Source organism: Pseudomonas sp. PS02302 (assembly GCF_029959585.1).
In the GTDB taxonomy this organism is placed as follows: domain Bacteria; phylum Pseudomonadota; class Gammaproteobacteria; order Pseudomonadales; family Pseudomonadaceae; genus Chryseomonas; species Chryseomonas aestiva.
In genome coordinates, this window is the sequence record NZ_JASCON010000098.1 from 1 (window position 1) to 18626 (window position 18626).

21 protein-coding genes are annotated in these 18626 nt (G+C 69.2%); 13 read left to right on the top strand and 8 right to left on the bottom strand.

Features of this window, described 5'->3' with window-relative positions; genetic code table 11:
• Nucleotides 1-78 precede the first annotated feature (78 nt).
• Complete coding sequence (locus tag QMX82_RS22920) at nt 79-708, bottom strand: thiol:disulfide interchange protein DsbA/DsbL (protein WP_133860131.1); 630 nt, start codon at nt 706-708, stop codon at nt 79-81.
• Between the two features lie 201 nt (nt 709-909).
• Here QMX82_RS22920 and yihA point away from each other — a divergent pair, with 201 nt between their 5' ends.
• A complete protein-coding gene (gene yihA / locus QMX82_RS22925) occupies nt 910-1548 on the top strand; it encodes a ribosome biogenesis GTP-binding protein YihA/YsxC (protein WP_282287867.1) in 639 nt (212 codons plus the stop codon).
• 190 nt (nt 1549-1738) lie between these two features.
• Here yihA and argC read toward each other — a convergent pair whose 3' ends face one another.
• Complete coding sequence (argC, locus tag QMX82_RS22930; protein WP_282287869.1) at nt 1739-2692, bottom strand: N-acetyl-gamma-glutamyl-phosphate reductase; 954 nt, start codon at nt 2690-2692, stop codon at nt 1739-1741.
• Nucleotides 2693-2950: 258 nt separating this feature from the next.
• Here argC and QMX82_RS22935 point away from each other — a divergent pair, with 258 nt between their 5' ends.
• From QMX82_RS22935 to QMX82_RS22955, 5 genes are all read left to right on the top strand, one after another.
• Nucleotides 2951-3160 carry a DUF1127 domain-containing protein gene (locus tag QMX82_RS22935; protein ID WP_208693271.1) on the top strand — a complete coding sequence of 70 codons (210 nt, stop codon included), beginning with the start codon at nt 2951-2953 and terminating at the stop codon, nt 3158-3160.
• A 73-nt stretch (nt 3161-3233) separates the two neighbouring features.
• Nucleotides 3234-3554 (top strand): DUF2388 domain-containing protein, encoded by a 321-nt coding sequence (locus QMX82_RS22940; RefSeq protein ID WP_133860128.1) that lies wholly within the window; start codon nt 3234-3236, stop codon nt 3552-3554.
• A gap of 100 nt (nt 3555-3654) precedes the next feature.
• On the top strand, nt 3655-3954 hold the full coding sequence (locus tag QMX82_RS22945) for a DUF2388 domain-containing protein (protein ID WP_208693270.1): 300 nt from the start codon (nt 3655-3657) through the stop codon (nt 3952-3954).
• A gap of 34 nt (nt 3955-3988) precedes the next feature.
• Entirely contained in the window at nt 3989-4309 is a 321-nt protein-coding gene (locus tag QMX82_RS22950) for a DUF2388 domain-containing protein (protein WP_208693269.1), read from the top strand.
• Nucleotides 4306-6267, top strand: coding sequence for a DUF7844 domain-containing protein (locus QMX82_RS22955; RefSeq protein WP_442969412.1), 1962 nt, complete (start codon nt 4306-4308; stop codon nt 6265-6267). The genes QMX82_RS22950 and QMX82_RS22955 overlap by 4 nt, the downstream gene beginning before the upstream one ends.
• A gap of 108 nt (nt 6268-6375) precedes the next feature.
• Here QMX82_RS22955 and QMX82_RS22960 read toward each other — a convergent pair whose 3' ends face one another.
• On the bottom strand, nt 6376-7836 hold the full coding sequence (locus tag QMX82_RS22960; protein WP_282287873.1) for a YdgA family protein: 1461 nt from the start codon (nt 7834-7836) through the stop codon (nt 6376-6378).
• A gap of 272 nt (nt 7837-8108) precedes the next feature.
• Here QMX82_RS22960 and QMX82_RS22965 point away from each other — a divergent pair, with 272 nt between their 5' ends.
• A complete protein-coding gene (locus tag QMX82_RS22965) occupies nt 8109-8759 on the top strand; it encodes a nucleoside/nucleotide kinase family protein (protein ID WP_208693266.1) in 651 nt (216 codons plus the stop codon).
• Nucleotides 8760-8814: 55 nt separating this feature from the next.
• Here the strand turns inward: QMX82_RS22965 and QMX82_RS22970 are convergent, their stop codons facing one another.
• The 3 genes from QMX82_RS22970 to QMX82_RS22980 form a co-directional block, all read right to left on the bottom strand.
• Nucleotides 8815-9348, bottom strand: a complete 534-nt coding sequence (locus QMX82_RS22970; protein ID WP_282287876.1) for a DUF924 family protein — start codon at nt 9346-9348, stop codon at nt 8815-8817.
• 39 nt (nt 9349-9387) lie between these two features.
• On the bottom strand, nt 9388-10146 hold the full coding sequence (locus QMX82_RS22975; RefSeq protein ID WP_282287878.1) for an SDR family oxidoreductase: 759 nt from the start codon (nt 10144-10146) through the stop codon (nt 9388-9390).
• 146 nt (nt 10147-10292) lie between these two features.
• A complete protein-coding gene (locus tag QMX82_RS22980; RefSeq protein ID WP_282287880.1) occupies nt 10293-10922 on the bottom strand; it encodes a glutathione S-transferase family protein in 630 nt (209 codons plus the stop codon).
• Nucleotides 10923-10998: 76 nt separating this feature from the next.
• Here QMX82_RS22980 and QMX82_RS22985 point away from each other — a divergent pair, with 76 nt between their 5' ends.
• Nucleotides 10999-11589: a TetR/AcrR family transcriptional regulator gene (locus QMX82_RS22985; RefSeq protein ID WP_282287882.1), complete on the top strand. Its 591-nt coding sequence runs from the start codon at nt 10999-11001 to the stop codon at nt 11587-11589.
• A 37-nt stretch (nt 11590-11626) separates the two neighbouring features.
• Nucleotides 11627-12115, top strand: coding sequence for a GNAT family N-acetyltransferase (locus QMX82_RS22990; protein ID WP_282287884.1), 489 nt, complete (start codon nt 11627-11629; stop codon nt 12113-12115).
• Here the strand turns inward: QMX82_RS22990 and QMX82_RS22995 are convergent.
• Nucleotides 12112-12999 carry an alpha/beta hydrolase gene (locus QMX82_RS22995; protein ID WP_282287886.1) on the bottom strand — a complete coding sequence of 296 codons (888 nt, stop codon included), beginning with the start codon at nt 12997-12999 and terminating at the stop codon, nt 12112-12114. The genes QMX82_RS22990 and QMX82_RS22995 overlap by 4 nt on opposite strands.
• 106 nt (nt 13000-13105) lie before the next feature.
• On the opposite strand from QMX82_RS22995, the gene QMX82_RS23000 reads away from it, so the two are divergent.
• Nucleotides 13106-13753, top strand: a complete 648-nt coding sequence (locus QMX82_RS23000) for an HAD hydrolase-like protein (protein ID WP_282287888.1) — start codon at nt 13106-13108, stop codon at nt 13751-13753.
• Nucleotides 13754-13808: 55 nt separating this feature from the next.
• On the opposite strand, the gene QMX82_RS23005 is transcribed toward QMX82_RS23000, so the two are convergent.
• Nucleotides 13809-14144: an I78 family peptidase inhibitor gene (locus tag QMX82_RS23005; protein ID WP_027598593.1), complete on the bottom strand. Its 336-nt coding sequence runs from the start codon at nt 14142-14144 to the stop codon at nt 13809-13811.
• A 393-nt stretch (nt 14145-14537) separates the two neighbouring features.
• Here QMX82_RS23005 and QMX82_RS23010 point away from each other — a divergent pair, with 393 nt between their 5' ends.
• The 3 genes from QMX82_RS23010 to QMX82_RS23020 are packed head-to-tail and all read left to right on the top strand — an operon-like array spanning nt 14538 to nt 18478.
• Nucleotides 14538-16001, top strand: coding sequence for an alginate export family protein (locus tag QMX82_RS23010; RefSeq protein ID WP_282287890.1), 1464 nt, complete (start codon nt 14538-14540; stop codon nt 15999-16001).
• Between the two features lie 10 nt (nt 16002-16011).
• A complete protein-coding gene (gene mhpT / locus QMX82_RS23015; protein ID WP_187980833.1) occupies nt 16012-17244 on the top strand; it encodes a 3-(3-hydroxy-phenyl)propionate transporter MhpT in 1233 nt (410 codons plus the stop codon).
• A complete protein-coding gene (locus tag QMX82_RS23020; protein ID WP_282287893.1) occupies nt 17237-18478 on the top strand; it encodes a thiolase family protein in 1242 nt (413 codons plus the stop codon). Before mhpT ends, QMX82_RS23020 begins: the two co-directional genes overlap by 8 nt.
• The last annotated feature ends 148 nt before the right edge of the window (nt 18479-18626 follow it).

Here is an 18626-nt window from a genome sequence, read left to right on the forward strand (position 1 = left end):
AATACCCCCCCCCCGGGGGGCCGGTGCCGCGCCCCCCGCGCCCCCCCCCCCGCGGGGGCCCGGGGGGGCGGGTGACGCTTACTTGGCGGCGCGTTCTTTCTGGATCAGGAAGTCGGCGACCTTCAGGGTTTCGTCCGGGCCACCCGAGGAGCCCAGGTCGAAGCGGTACTTGCCATTGACCACCATGGTCGGCACACCGGTGATCTGGTAGGCCATGGCCAGCTTCTTGTCCTTTTCCACCTGCCCCTTCACGGCGAAGGAGTTGTAGGTGCTGAGGAATTTTTCCCGATCCACGCCCTGGGTGGCGAGGAAGTCGGCCATCTCCTCGGGGGTGGCCAGCTTCTTGTGCTCCTTGTGGATGGCGGCGAAGACGGCGTCATGCACCTTGGCTTCCACGCCCATGGCTTCCAGGGTCACGAACAGCTGACCGTGGACGTTCCAGATGCCGCCGAACATGGCCGGCACGCGCTTGAAGGAGACGTCGTCGGGGAGCTTCTTGGACCAGGCGTTGAGGGTGGGCTCGAAGGCGTAGCAGTGCGGGCAGCCGTACCAGAACAGCTCAACCACTTCGATCTTGCCGGGTTCGGACACCGGAACCGGACTGCTCAGTTCGGTGTACTGCTTGCCGGCCTGGATGTCGTCGGCATGGGCGGCCGCGCCGAACAGACTGGCGGCGGCGAACACGGCGGAGAAAAGCAGGTTGCGCATGGGACTACTCCTGGAAGAAGGCACGCCCACCAACCGGGCATGACGGATTGCGGGCATTGTAGCCGGGTGCATCGCCGCGCCTAGTCGCCGCAGCGCCGGAGGCCGGCCATGTTCAGGCTTCGTTCAGGTTACCAGGGGCGCGGCTCTCGCCCGGCGCATCCGATATACTGCTGGCTTTGCCGCGCGCTCGCGAGTACCCCCATGTCCAGCTTCAAGAATCCCATCGTCGGTCTGTGCCAGCAGGCGTCCTTTCTCATCAGCGCCGCCAAGGTCGATCAGTGCCCGTTCGACAGCGGTCACGAAGTGGCCTTCGCCGGTCGCTCCAACGCCGGCAAGTCCAGTGCGCTGAACACCCTGACCCACGCCAACCTGGCGCGTACCTCGAAGACGCCCGGGCGTACCCAGCTGCTCAACTTCTTCACCCTCGACGACGAGCGGCGCCTGGTGGACCTGCCCGGCTACGGCTACGCCAAGGTGCCGATCCCGCTCAAGCAGCACTGGCAGGAGCACCTGGAGGCCTATCTGAGCAGCCGCAATTCGCTCAGCGGCGTGGTGCTGATGATGGACATCCGCCATCCGCTGACCGAATTCGACCGCCTGATGCTGGACTGGGCCCAGGCCAGTTCCATGCCGCTGCACATCTTGCTGACCAAGGCCGACAAGCTGGCCTTCGGTGCCCAGAAGAATGCCCTGCTCAAGGTGCAGCGCGACGTGCGCCAGGGCTGGGGCGATACCGCCAGCATCCAGCTGTTCTCGGCGCCCAAGCGCCAGGGGATAGAGGATGCCCAGCGCGTGCTGGCCAACTGGCTGGGCCTCGACGAACCCGCCGCCGAGGCATAAAAAAACTCCGGACTTCCATCGGGGGAGGGGAGAAGTCCGGAGTTCAAGACTGGACCGCCAAAGCAGGGGTCCAGCATCTGCCAACACTAAACAGCAAAGGAGCAGAACGGTTATCCGAACCGTTCAGCAGTTCAGACGGGGCAACCAGGAAAAAGGTTCGCCCCGGCCGAACAGAAAGCCGGCGCCCTGACTAGCGGCCGCTGGCGAGCCCCAGACCCTCGTCGGTGCCCAGGTGCACGTTCATGCACTGGACCGCAGCACCCGCCGCGCCCTTGCCCAGATTGTCCAGCCGCGCCACCAGCGTCATCCGCTCGGCATTGCCGAAGACGAAGAGATCGGCGCGGTTGGTGTCGTTGCTGGCCTGGACGTCGAAGAAGCCATTGTCCAGTTCCTCCTCGGCGGCTACCGGGGCCACGCGAATGAAGGCTTCGCCATCATAGTGACGGGCCAGCGCCGCCTGCAGATCGGCCACGGTGGTGCCCGGACGCAGCTGGCTGGCGTGCAGCGGGATAGTGACTGCCAGGCCCTTGAGGAAGGGGCCGACGATGGGGCTGAACACCGGCGCGGCGGCCAGGCCGCTCTGCACGCGCATTTCCGGCAGGTGCTTGTGGCCCTGGCCCATGGCATAGGGACGCGGACTCAGCAGGCGGGCGTCGCCGCCGGCTTCGTACGCGGCGATCATCTGCTTGCCGCCACCGCTGTAGCCGGTCAGGGAAAACGCCGACAGCGGGGTATCGGGAGCCAGCAGGCCCGCGTCCACCAGCGGCCGGGCCAGCAGGATGAAGCCGGTGGCGTGGCAGCCGGGATTGGCGATGCGCTTGCTGGCGCGCAGCGCCTCGCGCTGACCGGGCGCCAGTTCCGGCAGGCCGTAGGTCCAGCTGCTGTCGGTGCGGAAGGCGGTGCTGGCGTCGATGATGCAGGTGTTGGGATTGGTCACCAGGCTCACCGCTTCGCGGGAGGCGGCATCGGGCAGGCAGAGAAAGGCCACATCGGCGGCATTGAGGAAGCGCGCGCGCTCGGCCGGGTCCTTGCGCTTGCTCTCGTCGATGCGCAGCAGTTCGATGTCCGAACGGCCGGTCAGGTAGTCCAGCAGACGCAGGCCGGTGGTGCCTTCCTGGCCGTCGACGAAAACTTTGAAGCTCATGGCGGTGCCTCTCGCGGATGGGCGCTGAAAGCCTCGATTGTAGCGATTCACGCCGACCAGGGGTACGTCGCGGCAGGCGATACAGTTCGTTCCCGATAAACCGGTGCAGAGTGGCGTCGCAGAGCGATCACCACGGGCATGCTCAGTACAGATAGACCTGCCTTGAAGTTGTACGGGTACAGTATTCTCTGGCTGTAAGTGGTCTGCCCGCGCCGTACGGATGAAGCTTGAGGCTCCCTTGCTGCGCTGGAGATCGCCATGGACAGCCGGTCACTGCTTACCTCACCCACAGAATCATCGGCTTTTCGCCGCCGCTTTCACCCACTGCTCGCGCTGCTGGTCCGCTGGCACCGGCGCCTCGTCACACGCCGGCAGTTGCAGCGCCTGGACGCTCGCGCCCTGGCCGACCTGGGGCTGAATCTCGCGGATCAGTACCGGGAAGGCGGCAAACCCTTCTGGCGGGAGTGAAAATCTGCCTCGGGATGCGACTTCCTCGGGCTGGCGGTAGTCTCAGTCAGGCCTATCCAGACGGGAGTCCCCCATGAAAACCCTGCACCTGGGCGCCGCCGCGGCGCTGTTCTGCCTGTCCACCGCCGCCTCGGCGTCGAGCTTCTATGTCACCACCGACATCATCGTCAACGCCATCGATGCGACCTCGGACACCACCTCGTCCATCACCGGCTCCTTCAAGAACGACAAGCTGGTACAGGAAGCCCGTGACGATGCGGCCACTTTCGTCGGCAGCGCCGGCGACATCCGCGGCGTACGCCTGGAGGCGGCGCTGGACCACCTGCGCAGCCAGGCACCCGAACTGCGTCAGGCCAGTGACGACCAGCTGGCCCAGGCGATTCTCGCCATCTGACGCGCAACACCGCGATACCCCCCGTGCCCCGTGCCTGCTAGCCCGGAGCGGGGGGCTGCGTTAGCCTTGGCGACCATCTGCCACCGGAGGGTCGCCATCCATGTCTATCCGTCGTTCTGCCGCGCTGTTGCTCGGCCTCTGTCTCGCCACGCCGGTCCTGGCGTTCGACTCCACCACCGAAGGTCTGGTGAAGACCATCTATGGCACCAGCCAGATCACCACGGCGCCGTTCCAGAACAAGCTGGTCCTGGCGGCGCGTGACGATGCCGCAGCCTTCGTCGCCACCGACGGTGCCCTGCGCGGTGCCCAGCTGGAGGAAACCTTCCGCGCCCTGCGCGCAGCCGATCCGGCGCTGCAGGCTTCCGACCGGGAACTCGCCGCGGCGATTCTGAGTCAGTAGTCCGTTTCAATTCCGTGACATCCCTGGAGTATCCATGCGCCGTTACCTGCTTATCGCCGCTGCCCTGACCCTGGGCGTTTCGAGCCTGGCTCAGGCCCAGACCCTGGTGGCCACCAGTAACATCGTGGTGCGGGCGCTGCAGCGCAGCATCGACTTCACCTCCGACACCACCACCTCCATCCGCGACGCCAAGATGATCCAGGCCGCGCGTGGTGATGCCGCCAGCTTTGTCGCCAGCGACGGCGACATCCGTGGCGTCCAGCTGGAAGAAGCCTTCCGCAGCCTGCGCGACCAGTTCCCGGCCGCGCGTCAGGCCAACGACCTGCAGCTGGCCCAGGCCATCCTGGCGCTGTGAACAACCGCGCCGGCCGGCTGCGGCAGTGGCTGGCTGGCCTCGCGGCCGGCCTGGCCCTCGGCGGGGCCCAGGCCGCCCTGCACCTCGAACTCGATACCCAGGGCCTGACGCCCGCGCAGATCCAGGCCACCCAGCAGTTGCTGGATGAGGCCCAGGCGTTGCTGCCACCCAAATTCAAGGCGGCGCTGGATGAGCGCATCCCGGTGCGCTGGAGCAGCGAGCTGCTGGAAGAAGCCTATGGCGAGGCGGATCGGCGCAATCTGCTGCTCAATCGTCGCCTGCTGCCCAGTCTGGTGGACGGCAGCGACACCCGCATCCAGACCGGTCGTCCCCACGGCACCCAGCACCGCGAATTGCTGGCCACGGTGCTGCACGAGCTGACCCACTTCTATGACCGCGAGCGCGTCTGGACGCCCGAGCAGCGCCAGCTGATCCTCTCCTGCGGCGGCCTGGGGCTGACCTCCGACCAGCTGCCGCTGAAATGCCAGGGCCAGGCCGGGCGCAGCTATACGCTGTCCGATGATCCGCGGCTGCTGGACCTAGCCGGTTGGCAGGTGAAGACGCGCAAGCACGGCAATCGCGAGTCGAAGAATCTCTTCATCGCGCGCAGTCCCGATCTCTATGAAGTCACCAACCCGAAGGAATTCGTGGCGGTGAACATGGAGTACTTCCTGCTCGACCCGAGCTACGCCTGCCGGCGGCCGGCGCTGCAGCGCTACTTCGCCGAGCACTTCGGCTGGTCGCCGGCGCACGATGCCTGTCCGGGGCGCTATCCCTATCTCAACGCCGGCAACGACTTCGGCGAGGCGCCCCTGGGCTGGCTCGATCCGGAGCGGGTCTATGCGGTCGACTACCTGCTGGCCGAGGGCAACGAGCAGGTCATGAGCCGCTGGGGCCACAGCATGCTGCGCCTGGTGGTCTGCGCCCCCGGGCGGCCGCGCGGCCCGGATTGCCGACTGGACCTGCAATACCATCTGGTGCTGTCGTTCCGCGCCTTCGTCAACGACGTCCAGCTCTCCAGCTGGCGCGGCCTGACCGGTTCCTACCCGTCGCGGCTGTTCGTGCTGCCGCTGGCCCAGGTGGTGGACGAGTACACCAAGGTGGAGCTGCGCGGCCTGCAATCCGTGCCGCTCAAGCTGACCCGTCCGGAAATCGCCGACTTCCTCGAGCGGACCGCCCAGGTGCACTGGAGCTATGACGGCCAGTACTACTTCGTCACCAATAACTGCGCGGTGGAGACCTTCAAGCTGCTGCACGACGGGGTGCCGCGCCTGGCCGCTGCCCAGCTCGATGTCATCACCCCCACCGGGCTGATGGACGCCCTGAGGTTCAAGGACCTGGTGGACACCTCGGTACTCGACGATCCGCGCGAGGCCTTGCGGCTGGGCTATCGCTTCGACAGCTTCCGCGAGCGCTTCCAGGCCATGTTCAAGGTGGCCCGGGAGCGCCTCAAGCTGCCCCAGGCGGACGTCGAGGCCTGGCTAGCGCTGACCCCGCAGCAGCGTCGCGAGCAATTCCAGCGCGCCGACCTGCGCGCCAGCGCCGCCCTGCTGCTGCTGGAGCAGGCCGCCTATCGCCGGGCGCTGCTGCAGGCGCAGACCGAGCTCAAGGATCGCTACCTGGGTGAGGACGCCGTGGACAAGGCACGCTTCGGCAAGGCCGGCGGCGCCCTGGAGCAGATCCTCAAGGACAGCGGCTACCTGAGTCGTCCGGCCGAGTTGCTCGGCACCGACGGCTACGGTCTGCCGCAACCGGGGGAGTGGGAGCAGCTGACCGCCGAAAGCCAGAAGCGCCAGGCGCACCTGCGCAGCCTCAGGGACACCCTCAACAACGAGGTCCGCCAGCTGCTTTCGCCGGAGGCCCGCGATGGCCTGGACCTGACCGAAGCCAATCTGGACCTGCTCGGCAAGCACCTGCGCGAGCTGAACAAGGCCAGTGGCGGGCTGGAGTTGAAGTAGGGCGGTTGGGGCGCTGTTGGGCTTCGCTGCGCTCAACCCGACCTGCGGTGCCTGCGTAGGTTGGGTTGAGGCGGCTACATTGCCGAAGCCCAACGTTCCGAGCATCCGCTAGCGTTTCGGCGCCTTGCCCTGGGGTTTGGCGGGTGCCGCGGGTTGCGGACGTTCCAGCAGGGCCAGCAGCTGTTCCGGCGGGACCTCCTGGCCGTTGAGCAGCAGCCGCCCGGCGCTGTAGTTCAGGGTAGCCACCAGATCCTCGCCTTCGGCCTTGAGCAGGCCGCTGTTCAGGCCGATGCCGGCCAGGGCTTCGGCGGTGGCCTGGGCCTGCTGCTGCATGGCTGGCTGGGTGCGCTGGGCGCCCGCCTGGAACAGGACGCCATCCACCAGGCTGCCCCGCGCCACCGACAGGCGCGCCTCGAGACCGGCCAGCAGCTGAGCCGCGAGTTGCTCCGGTGGCAGATCGTAGGTCGCCGGCTTGGCCAGGGTCAGGTCCAGGCGCAGGCGGTTGCTGCCGCCGGGGGTATCGAGGCGCAGCTCGTCCACCACCAGCTGGGGACGCGCGGCGAGCACATCGCCGAGATGCTGCTGCAGGGTCGCCTGGGTGGTGGGATCGAGACCTTGCTCGGTATCCAGCTGCAGGTGCTGCAGCAGCGCATTGAGCTGAGCCAGGGCCGGGCTGTCGAGATTGCTGTAGTGACTGCGCAGGGTCGCCTTGCCCAGGGTCTGGCCGGCGATGTCGAGCTGGCCGAGGCTGGCGTTGAGCGTGCCCGCCAGCTGCTGGCCCTGCTGTTGGGTGTCGCCCTGAAGCTGCAGATCCCGCAACTCGACCACGGGCTTGCCGGGCATGGCCAGCAGCAGACGGCCGAGGCGCAGCTGACCCGGGCCGAGCCAGAAGCCATCGGCATTGCGGCGATTGTCGCCGGTCAAGGCGAAGCCTTCGGTCTCCAGCTTGGCCCAGCCCTCCGGCGTGCGCACATTGAGGCTGAATTGGCCGACGGTGCTGTCCAGGCGCAGTCGGCTGGCCTCCATGTCGCTAGCGAAGGTGGCAGTCAGGCCGGAGAAGGCCACCGCGCCCTGGGGCTGGTCCAGGTGCAGGGCGGCCAGGGTCAGACCGCCGTTCACCGTGCGGTCGTAGCCCAGGGTGGCGTCGAGCCGCACGGGGTCGGCGCCCTTGGCCAGGGTGAAGAGATCGGCGGTGAGCGGCGTGCGCGCCAGGGTGAAGCGGTTGACCGCCATGACCGGCGCCAGCTGCAGGGATTTGAGGCGGGTCAGGGGGAAGGGGCCGTGCTGGATGTCGTCGAGCACCCGCAGCACTTCCACGGGCGGGCGGTCCTCGGCCTGCACGCTCAGGCTGAAGGTGGCGGTGCTGCTGAAGACACCGCGCTGCAGCTCGACCAGTTGCAGCTGCAAGGGGTACTCGGGCAGTTGCGCCTGCAGGGCCACCTGGGCCTGGCTCGCGGCCTGGCGCAATTCGCCTTCCAGCCGGGTACCGGTGTACCAGGCGCCGCCCACGGCGGTACCGACGACCACCAGGGTCACGCCGGCGAGGGTGGTAAGTAGCGGTTTCTTCATGGCGACCAAATCCCTTTGTATGAGGCACACGGCGGCGCGCGGCCGATTGGAAGCGGAGTGTACGAGAGCGCCGGGTGGATGCCGAGGGGGAGAGGCCGGGATCGGCTCGCCGGGCCGCAGACTGTGATGGCTTTCCGGCGACGTCGGCGCCGAGTCGACGACCGCGGCGGTGGGTGCTAGCGTGCCGCGATCTCCACTGCCGGAACCTTCGCCATGACCGCTTTCCCGTGCCTGCCTGCCGTTTCCATCCGTTCACTGCCGGGGGTGCCGGCATGAGCAGTCAGCGTCCGGTCGATGGCCTGCAACTTCCCGCCGAACTCCTGGCCCGCGCCGAGGCGCTGCTGGCCCAGGGTGGACGTCGCCTGCTGGGCATCGCGGGCACTCCGGGCGCGGGCAAGTCGACCGTGGCCGAGTTGCTGGCGGCGGCGCTCGGCGCGCGTGCCGTGGTGGTGCCCATGGACGGCTATCACCTGGCCAATCGCGAGCTGGCGCGTCTGGATCGCGCGCAACGCAAGGGCGCGCCGGACACCTTCGATGCGCGCGGCTATCGCGCCCTGCTGCAGCGGTTGAAGACGCCGGTGGCCGGGGAAACCGTCTATGCGCCGCTGTTCAATCGCGAGATCGAAGAGCCCATCGCCAATGCCATTCCGGTCCACGCCGAGACCCAGCTGGTGATCAGCGAGGGCAACTACCTGCTGCTGACGCAGGCGCCCTGGAGCGATGTCGCCGAGGTGTTCGACGAGTGCTGGTACGTGCGCGTCGAGCCCGCGGAGCGTCGCGAGCGGCTGGTCGCCCGCCACATGCATTTCGGCCGCAGCCGCGCGGACGCCGAGGCCTGGGTGGAAAGCACCGACGAGCCCAATGCGCGACTGATCGACGGCGATCGGGCGCGGGCGGATCTGGTGGTGGACTGGCGGGGCTAGGGCACCGGGAACCCGGCTCCGCCTGCGTGTCGCCCGGTGCGCCCTGAAGGGCGGGTCAGAAACCCCCGCCGGCATCCAGCCAGGCCTGTTCCTCCGGCGTATTGAGTCGCCCCAGCGCTCGGTTGCGGTGCGGGAAGCGGCCGAAGCGGGCGATCACCTCCAGATGGGCCTCGGCATAGCGCCGGTAGTGCTCGATGCCCAGGTCCTCGAACAAGGCGAGCGAGCGCTGCTGATCGGCCAGGACTTCGGAGTGCTCGAACGGCAGATAGAAAAAGGCGCGCAACTCGGCTTCGACCTGCTGATCCAGACCGGCGTCGAGCGCCTGTCGCGCCTGCTGCAGGGCCAGGCCGTCGGTGGCGAAGGCGTGGCCGCTGTGGCGGAAGATGTTGCGCGGGATCTGGTCGAGCAGCAGGCACAGGGCCAGGGCGCCTTCGGCACCTTCGATCCAGGCATCGCACTCACGGCGGCTGGCCGCGAAGTGCAAGGCCTCGAAACGCGCGCGGCACTCGGCGTCGAAGGCAGCGCCGCCGTTGAACCACTGGCGCCGGCCGGCGGCGCGCCAGAAGGAGACGACTTCGGCTGGATTCATTTCCTGCTCCCTTTCTGATCGGGTTCCACGTGGAACCCCTCAGCCCCGGCCCACATAGGGCATCTTGGTCGCCATCACCGTGAGGGTCTGGACGTTGGCGTCCAGCGGCAGGCTGGCCATGTAGCGGACGGCGTCGGCGACATGCCTGACATCCATGCGCGGCTCCACGGCGGTGCTGCCATCGGCCTGGAGCACACCGTTGGCCATGCGCTCGGTCATCTCGGTGGCGGCGTTGCCGATATCGATCTGGCCGCAGGCGATATCGAAGGCGCGGCCGTCGAGGGCCAGGGCCTTGGTCAGCCCGGCCACGGCGTGCTTGGTGGCGGTGTAGGGTGCGCTGAAGGGCCTGGGCGTGTGCGCCGAGATGGAGCCGTTGTTGATGATGCGTCCGCCACGGGGTGTCTGCGCGCGCATCAGGGCGAAGGCCGCGCGGCTGCAGAGAAAGACGCCGGTGAGGTTGGTGTTGACCGCCCGGTGCCAGGCGTCCAGTTCCAGCTCGTCGATGGGCACCGTCGGGGCACCGACGCCGGCATTGTTGAACAGCAGGTCCAGGCGGCCGTAGGTGTCGCGGATGCGGGCGAACAGCGCCTCGACGCTGGCGGCATCGGTGACGTCGCAGGGTACCGCCAGGGCTTCGCCGCCCTGTTGCCGGGCTTCTTCGGCGAGCGCCTCCAGGGGTTCGGCACGGCGGGCGGCAAGGACCACGCGGAAGCCGTCCTGCAGCAGACCGAGGGCGACAGCGCGGCCGATGCCCTGGGAGGCACCGGTGACGAGGGCGATGGGGTGGGCGGTGGTCATGGGCGGTCCTTGGGCGGGGGAGGAGCTTCCAAGGCTAGCAGGTAGGGAGAGGTGGTGGGCGGCCCTCACCCTGACCCTCTCGCGGAGGGAGAGGGGATGATCGCGGTGCGTTTTGGTAGGCGGGTAGTCACCCAGGGCGCGTGGACTCAGCGCAGCCTGGAGCCGGTCGCCACCAGGAGCGCCCGGCCGGAGGGTCGCGCGCGCAGGCGGTCGAGATAGGCGGCGAGGCGGGGCCAGGTCGTCTGCCAGTGGAGGTCGGGCAGGGGCTCCAGGTAGTCGAGCATGGGTCCCAGCAGCGCGTCGGGCAGGCTGAATTCGGCGCCGCAGAGAAAGCTCTGGTTGCCCAGCTGGCGATCGAGCACGGCCAGGGTCGCGTCGACGTCGGCCAGGGCGCGCTGCTGCTCTTCCAGCGTCCGGAAGGGGGTGGGTCGTGGCCCGGCGACGCGCAGCAGATAGCGGCGGACCAGGCGGGTATCCACGGTGGTGAGCAGGGCGCTGCTCCAGGCGTCCTGCTCCGGGTTGCCGCCGCGCTCCGGCGAGAGCCGACGATCGAGATGGCGGCAGATGGCGAGGGTCTCGAAGAGGCGCAGCTCGCCGTCGAGCAGCACCGGCACCTGGCCGAAGGGGTGCAGCGCCAGGTGGGCCTCGCTGTGCCAGGCGATGGCCTGGCCGTCAGGGGCGAGGCCACAGGGGAGCTCCAGGCCCTGTTCCAGGGCATGGAGGCGCACGCTGCGCACCAGGGTGCTGAAGGCGGGACCGAAGAGATAGGGCGTCATGCTGCAGGCTCCTTGCAAAGAAGGCTGCATGCTGGCAAAGGAGACCTTATGTTCAAGAACATAATCTGGAGTAGCCATGGCCTGGCCCCTTGATCAGCGCGAGCAGACCCGCCAGCGCATCCTCGACAGCGCCGCCCGCCTGTTCGCCCTCCGCGGCTTCGATGCGGTCGGACTCGATGACCTGATGGCCGATGCCGGTCTCACCCGCGGCGCCTTCTACCACCACTTCCGCACCAAGACCGAGGTCTATGACCAGGCCCTCGCCCATGCCGCGCGGGTCGGCAGGGCCCGGCTCGACGGTCTCGGTAGCGAAGGCCTCGGGCAACTGGTCGAGCATTACCTGAGCCGCGAGCACGCCGAGGGCGAAGCGCTGCGCTGTCCGCTGGCCTTTCTGGCGGCCGACGTCACCCATCGGGAGGCCGCCATCCGTGGCAGCTATACGCGCTTCTTCGCGCGCTTCGTCAGCCGGCTGGAGCGGGATCTGTCGGGGCCGCCGGCGCAGCGGCGCGCCCGGGCGCTGCAGCTGGCCACCACCCTGATCGGTGGTGTGGCCCTGGCGCGGGCGCTGGATGACGAGGACCTGGCCGAGGAACTGCTGGCAGCCTGTCGCCAGGGGGCCCAGGGGCTGCTGGAAGAGGGCGGTGATTTGGCAGCGGCGGCCGGCTAGGCGACACTGGCGGCTCCTTCGTCCGCCGGAGTCACCCATGCAGATTCGCCCCCTCGCCGCCGCCGATTTCGATCAGGTCTGGCCGCTGATCCAGCAGGTCGCCCAGGCCCGCGAGACCTACGCCTACGACCCGGACCTGACCCGCGACGACGCCTGGCGACTCTGGGTGGAACTGCCGCGGGCGACCTTCGTCGCCGAGCGCGACGGTCAGCTGCTCGGCAGCTACTACCTCAAGGCCAATGCCATGGGGCCGGGCGATCACGTCTGCAATTGCGGCTACATGGTCGCTCCCGCCGCCCGTGGCCAGGGCGTGGCTGGCGCCCTCTGCGAGCACTCCGTGCAGGTGGCTCGTGACCTGGGCTTCCAGGCCATGCAGTTCAACTCGGTGGTGGCCAGCAACCAGGTGGCGGTGCGGCTCTGGCAGAAGCACGGCTTCGAGATCGTCGGCACCCTGCCCAAGGCCTATCGCCATGCCAGCCTGGGGCTGGTGGATTGCCTGGTGATGTATCGCTGGCTGGCGGACTAGCGCCACTCGCTCAACACGGCCCGCAGCGAGGCCGGCAGCATGGGGCCGTGGCCCAGGCCTTCGAGCACCTCGTAACGCACCCGGATGCCGGGGAGCTGGCCGAGGCGGTCGGCGAGGCGCCGGGTGGCATCGGCAGGGACCTCGCTCTGGAAGTGCGCGGGCAGCTCGCGTTCGGCGCCGCCCTGCAGCAGCACCAGACGGGCCGGGTGCGCCTTGAAACGCTCCTTGAGCTGCTCATCACTCTGAGGTAGCACGGTGGGACTCCACCACAGCGAGGGACTCACGGCGTAGCCCTGGGCGAAGGCGTCCGGGCGGGTGAGCAGGGCGTGGAGGACGAACAGCCCGCCCAGGGAATGCCCCCAGAGCGCGCGCTGGCCATGATCCAGCGGCAACTGCCGCGCCACCACCGGCTCCAGGCGCTCCAGCAGCCAGGCGAGGAAGACGTCGGCGCCACCGGTGGCCAGTTCGCGAAAGCGTTCGCTGGTAGGCGCGGACGGCGTGTAGTCGTAGGCCCGTCCGGGGCCGTCGATGCGCTTGCCGCCCGTGTAGCCCACCGCGACCAGCACGGGCGGATAGGGCCGCCTGGCCAGGGTATCGAGCAACTCGGCGTTCAGCCCGCCCAGGGCGGCGTTGCCGTCGAGCAGATAGAGCACCGGATAGCCGGCGGCCGGTGGCGGGGTAGCGGGTCGGGCGATCCATACCTGGTAGTGGCGGGCGCCGTCGACGGAATCCAGCTGGAGTTCGCTGAAGGCATAGCCGTGGCCCGGCTGCTGCAGCACCTGGGCGTCCATGGGCTGATCGATGGGGCGGGCCTGGCCGGGAGCGGCGAGGGCGAGCAGCAGCGGCAGGGCCAGCCAGGCGCTGTGACGGACGGAACGGGGCAAAGGCGGCATCGGCGAACAAGACTCATTTCCAATGGAGCGGTCGAGCCTACCGGTCTCTGCCCCCGCTCGCCATACTGGTCAGGATTTCCCGTTGCCAGGACATCCCATGCATCACCCTCATCTGCTGTTCGATCTCGATGGCACCCTCACCGATTCGCGCCTGGGCATCACCCGGGCGATCCAGGTGGCGCTGCGCGCCGAGGGGATCGAGGAGCCCGATCTGCGCAGGCTGGAAGTCTTCATCGGCCCGCCGCTGCTGCAGAGCTTCATGACCCACTACGGCTTCGACGAGGCGCGGGCCTGGCGCGCGGTGGAGGCCTATCGGGGGTATTTTCGCGCCACCGGTCTCTATGAGAACGAGGTCTACGCGGGCATCCGCGAGTTGCTGGCCGAGTTGCAGGCGGCCGGACGGCGGCTCTATCTGGTGACGGCCAAGCCGCGGGTGTTCGCCGTGGAGATCCTCAGGCACTTCGCCCTGACGGAATTCTTCACCGCCCTGCATGGCAGCGAGCTGGATGGTACCCGCGCCGACAAGACCGAACTGCTGCGTTTCGTGCTGGAAACCGAAGGCCTGGCGCCGGAAAGCTGCCTGATGCTGGGGGATCGCGAGCACGACCTGATCGCCGCCCAGGCCAACGGCGTGGCGGCGGTAGCCCTGGGCTATGGCTTCGGCAGTCGGGAAGAGCTGGAGCGCCATGGCCCGGCCTTTCACTTCCACAGCGTGGCCGCCCTGCGCCAGGGCTTCGGCCTCTAGCTGGGCGCACCGACCTGCGCGGCGGTGGCCGGCAGGTCGTGGGGCGCGCCGGGGATCAGCCGCAGGTGGCGGTCTGCACCACCAGGCTGGCGCTGGTGGTGATGGTCAGGCGCTGGGAATTGAAGTCCATGGTCATCGGGTCCTGCGGACGGACCACCCGGACGACCTGGGCACCGGCGCGCTGCCGGCCTTCTTCGGCCAGGGCCGGGGAGAGGGCCTTGCCGACCAGATCCTGGACCGCATCGGAGTTGCAACGGCCACTGCTGCTGACGGCGCCGCTCGGGGCCGAGGAGGCCGCCGCCGGGCTGCTCTGGGTTTCATGCGAGCCGCAACCGGCCAGCAGGGTGAAGAGCGCGGCGCCAGCCAGCAGGAGGGGAGTCTTGGAGCTCATGAGTTCGCCTTTTCGATCGTGGGAGAAGGAACCTTAACCCGTACGGGCCTCCTCATGGACCCCTCAAGGGCGGGCATTGTTACAAAGCGCGATACAGAAGACGTTGAGAGACCTGGCTGACCAGCCGTCCTGCAGGGATAAAGTTAATAAAGATAACGTTCGGTAATCGGCCAGATTCGGTCCGGATGGCTTGATCCATTTCTGCCATCGACCATCATCGAGCCAGGGCCAAACCGCCCTCTGGTGACGACAACAACAACAAAGGGACACCCGCCATGTCAGCTCGCTATCCAACCACCCTCCCTCCTGACCGCTACCCGATCCGCGCCCGCTAGGCCCTGATCCGCGCGCCCCGGCGGCGCCTTCCGCTTCCTCAGTCAGGACGGTCATCTCATGTCTTTTTCGCGCTCGCTTCCGGCCCGCGCACGGGCCCGCTCGTGCCTCGCCTTTACCACGCTCGCCTCCTTGCTCGCCAGCCAGGGCCTGCTCGCCGCGCCTTCCACCACCCTGGAAAGCGCCCGGCCCAGGCCGCTCAACAGCCTGGAGACCGCGCGTCCCCTGCCGCCCGGACCGCCACGCTGGGCCGAGGACTATCGCTTTCTCGACGATCCGCAAAAGCGCACCGATCCCTTCGACGAGCTGCGCTACCAGCGCCTCGGCGATTCGGCCTGGCTGCAGACCGGAGGCGAGGCGCGCTATCGCTTCGATACCATCCGCAATCCGGTCTTTGGCCGGCGCGGGGTGGCCACCGATCACTACATCCAGCAGCGCCTGCAGCTGCACGCCGACCTGCACCTGTTCGACGACGCCGTGCGCGCCTTCGTCCAGCTGGAAAACACCCGCGCCTGGAACAAGGCGCTCTACGGGCCCTACGACCAGAGCCGCACCGAGCTGCACCAGGCCTTCATCGACCTCAACACGCCGCTGGCCGGCGGCAAGCTGATGACCCGCATCGGTCGCCAGGAGCTGGGCTACGGCAACCAGGCCTTCGTCACCTACCGCGACGCCCGCAACATCCGCCTCAACTTCGACGGCCTGCGCCTGGCCTGGAGTCGCCCGGACGGCTACCGGCTGGACGCCTTCGGCCTGAGGCCCGTGGTGACCGGCGAGGACAGCTTCGACGATGGCTCCAACAACGCGGTCAAGTTCTATGGCCTCTACGGCACCCTGCCGCTGGCCGGGCCGCTCAAGCTGGATGTCTACGGCTTCGGCCTGGAGACCGACCAGCGCACCCTGGACGGCCTGACCGGCGCGGAAAAGCGTTACACCGCCGGCTTCCGCCTGTTCGGCAACGCCGGTCCCTGGGACTGGAGCTGGGACCTGGCCGGGCAGGGCGGGCATCTGGCCGGCGCCCAGATCCGCGCCTGGGGCCTGAGCAGCGAAACCGGCTATCGCCTGGGCGGCGCCTGGAAGCCGCGGCTGGCCCTGCGGGTGGACGCCGCCAGCGGCGATCACGGGCTGGGCGACGACCGCGTCGGCACCTTCGATCCGCTCTATCCGAAGAACGGCTTCTATGGCGACTCCGGTCTCACCACCCTGGCCAACCTCTATCTGGTCGGCCCGCTGCTGACCCTGGCGCCGCGGCCGACCCTGCAGCTGGAGAGCGGGCTGTTCGGCGTCTGGCGGCAGAGCACCGAAGACGGCGTCTACCTGCCGGGCATGACCACGGTGCCGGGCACCGCGGCCAGCTCGGCGCGCAAGGCCGGCACCCTCTGGCGCAACAACCTGCGCTGGATGCCCACCGCCAACCTGACCCTGGATCTGGAATACAGCTACTTCCAGGCCGGCGCCGCCGTGCGCCAGGCCGATGGCGACGACACCAGCTTCCTGATGGTCGCCACCACCTTCCGCTTCTGAGGAGTCCACCATGCGCCTGCTCTCGACCGTTCCGCCCGGGGCCCGCCTGACCCTGCTGCTGTGCTTCATCGTCGCCCTGCTGGAGGGCATGGACCTCCAGGCCATGGGCATCGCCGCCCCGGCCATGGCCAAGGCCTTCGGCTTCCAGCCGGGGCAGATGGGCCTGGTGTTCAGCGCCAGCATCCTCGGCCTGCTGCCCGGCGCCTTCATCGGCGGCTGGTGCGCCGATCGCATCGGCCGCAAGAAGGTGCTGATCGCCTGCGTGCTGATCTTCGGGGTCTTCTCGGTGGCCACCGCCCATGTCTGGAGTCTGGAGAGCCTGCTGCTGGCGCGGCTGCTCACCGGCATCGGCCTGGGCGGCGCCCTGCCCAATCTGATCGCCCTGTCCGCCGAGTCGGTGGACGAGCGTGCCCGGGCCACGGCGGTCAGCCTGATGTACTGCGGCGTGCCCCTGGGTGGCGCCCTGGCGGCGGTGGTGGGGCTGCTGGACGTCGGCCGCTGGCAGACGGTGTTCTATGTCGGCGGCCTGGCGCCGCTGCTGGTGGCGCCGCTGCTCGGACGTTACCTGGCGGAGACCGCCGGCTTTCTGCGCAATCGAGGCGGACCTCAGGCAAACGGCTCGCGCGGGGCCTGGCTGGGCGCCATCCCGCTGTCGACCACCCTGCTGCTGTGGCTGGGCTATTTCTTCACCCTCACGGTGATGTACATGCTGCTCAACTGGCTGCCGTCGCTGCTGGTGGGCCAGGGCTTCAGTCGCGGCCAGGCGGTGGGAGTGCAGATCCTCTTCAACCTGGGCGGCGGCATCGGCTCGGTGCTGTTCGGCCTGCTCATGGATCGCTGGCGGCCACGGCTGACGGTGCTGGCCATCTACCTGGGCATCCTGCTGGGGCTGGCCGGGCTGGGTCTGGCCAAGGCCTATCCACTGGTGGCCCTGGCCGGTTTCGCCGCCGGGCTGTTCGTGGTGGGTGGCCAGCTGGTGCTCTATGCCCTGGCGCCGCAGCTCTATCCGGCGGCGGTACGGGCGACCGGGACCGGTGCGGCGGTGGCGGTCGGCCGTCTGGGCGCCATGGCCGGACCACTGCTGGCGGGCCAGGTCCTGGCCCTGGGCGGTGGCGCGGCGACCCTGGTGGTGGCCACCACCCCGGCGGTGCTGGTGGCCGCGGGCGCGGTGCTGGCCCTGCTGCAACGGCGGACGGCGGCGCCAGCGGCGGCGGCCCGCGCCGAGGCGCCTGGTCATGCGTAACGGCATGAGTGCGCTCTACGACGACATCCTGCTGCTGGATGGCGTGCGCACGCCCTGGACCGATCTGAATGGCGCTCTGGGGCAGGTATCGCCCACCGACCTGGGCATCGCCGTGGCGCGGGCGCTGCTGGCGCGCGGGCATGCGGCCGCGGCGGTGGATTCCGTGCTGGCCGGCTCGGTGGCCCAGGCCAGCTTCGATGCCTATCTGCTGCCACGCCATATCGGCCTCTATGCCGGGGTGCCCGAGGCGGTGCCGGCGCTGCAGGTGCAGCGGGTCTGCGGCACCGGCCTGGAGCTGCTGCGCCAGGCCGGCGATCAGTTGCAGAGCGGCCAGGCCAGCCGGGTGCTGTGCGTGGCGGCCGAGTCCATGACCCGCAATCCCATCGCCGCCTACACCCACCGCAGCGGCTTTCGCCTCGGCGCGCCGGTGGAATTCCACGACTTTCTCTGGGAGGCGCTCAAGGACCCGGCGGCCGGACTGGACATGATCGCCACCGCCGAGCGCCTGGCGCAGCGCCACGGCATCGCCCGCGAGGCCGTGGATGCCTGGGCGCTGCGCAGTTTCGAGCGGGCCCTGGCAGCCCAGCGCCAGGGCTGGTTCGCGGCAGAGATCGTGCCGGTGGCGGCGGCGCGCTTCGAGGCCGCGGGCCTGGCGCCGCGGGAGTTGCGCCTGCCGCGGGGCTGCGCGGTGGTCGAGCATGACAGCCATCCACGGGAAACCTCGCGGGAGGCCCTGGCACGGCTGACGCCGGTGCATCCGGGCGGGGTCCAGACCGCCGGCAACAGTTGCGCGGTGGCCGACGGCGCCGCCGCCGTGCTGCTGGCGCGGGGCGCGGACGCCGCGTCGGCACGGGCACTGGCCTGGGTGCGCGGCAGTTGCGTGGTAGGCGTGCCGCCGGACGTCATGGGCAGCGGCCCGGTACCGGCCATCCAGGGCCTGCTCGACCGCGCCGGCCTGGCGCTGGAGGCCATCGACCGCCTGGAGATCAACGAAGCCCAGGGCGCCCAGCTGCTGGCGGTGCAGCGCGCCCTGGAGCTGGATCCGGCGCGGCTCAATGTGCACGGCGGCGCCATCGCCCTGGGGCATCCGCTGGCTGCCACCGGCCTGCGCCTGGCCATTACCCTGGCGCGCCAGCTGCGCGCCGAGGGGCTCAGGTACGGGGTGGCGGCGGTGTGCATCGGCGGTGGGCAGGGGATGGCGGTGCTGCTGGAGAATCCGGGGTGGCGGGGGTAGGGCGGAACAGCGGGATTTCGATCGCGCCGGACAGCGCCTCTCCCTCGGGGGGAGGGGTTAGGTTTCGGCGTGTTTGGGGGGGGGGGGGGGCCCCCCCCCCCCCCCGGGGGGGGGGGGGGGGGGGGGGAGCCCCCCCCCCCCGGGGGGG